The sequence below is a fragment of the Pseudomonas sp. EA_65y_Pfl1_P113 genome, from assembly GCF_963970525.1.
Taxonomy (GTDB): Bacteria; Pseudomonadota; Gammaproteobacteria; order Pseudomonadales; family Pseudomonadaceae; genus Aquipseudomonas; species Aquipseudomonas tritici.
The window spans coordinates 1-433 of sequence record NZ_CAXAQM010000675.1 but is presented as its reverse complement, the minus strand read 5'-3'; the positions used below and the strand labels follow the sequence as shown (position 1 = coordinate 433).

The 433-nt window shown below is 63.5% G+C and carries 1 protein-coding gene; it reads left to right on the top strand.

What is annotated here, in order from left to right; all coding sequences use genetic code 11:
- The coding region (locus AACY52_RS31670) for a toprim domain-containing protein (RefSeq protein ID WP_339561606.1) at positions 1-433 on the top strand (433 nt) is incomplete at both ends.

Here is a 433-nt window from a genome sequence, read left to right as displayed (position 1 = left end):
CGAACCATCCCCGGAACTGCGTTTCAACTCCAAAACGATCATCGGCAAAGGTAAGGATCGCCGCAGCCTTCCCGCCATGATCGCGGCGGTAAAGAACGAGCTGGGGCTGGTAGCTGTCCACCGGACGTTTCTCGATCCCACCGACATTTTGCGCCGTCCGTTCCGCAAGCCCAAACTCGCGCTGGGCCTGCTGGGAACGGGCAGCGTCCGCTTTGGCGAACCGAAGGACGTCCTCGGGCTAGCCGAGGGGATCGAAGACGCCTTGTCGGCGATCGACTGGTTTCAGCTCCCTGTCTGGGCGGTGCTCGGCGCCGAGCGCTATGCCCACGTCGGCATCCCTCCTCATGTCCGGCGCGTGATCGTGTTCGGGCAACGCAATGCGGCCGCGAAAATCTGCCTTGAGCGCGCACGCGAGCATCTCGCAAGCAATGGC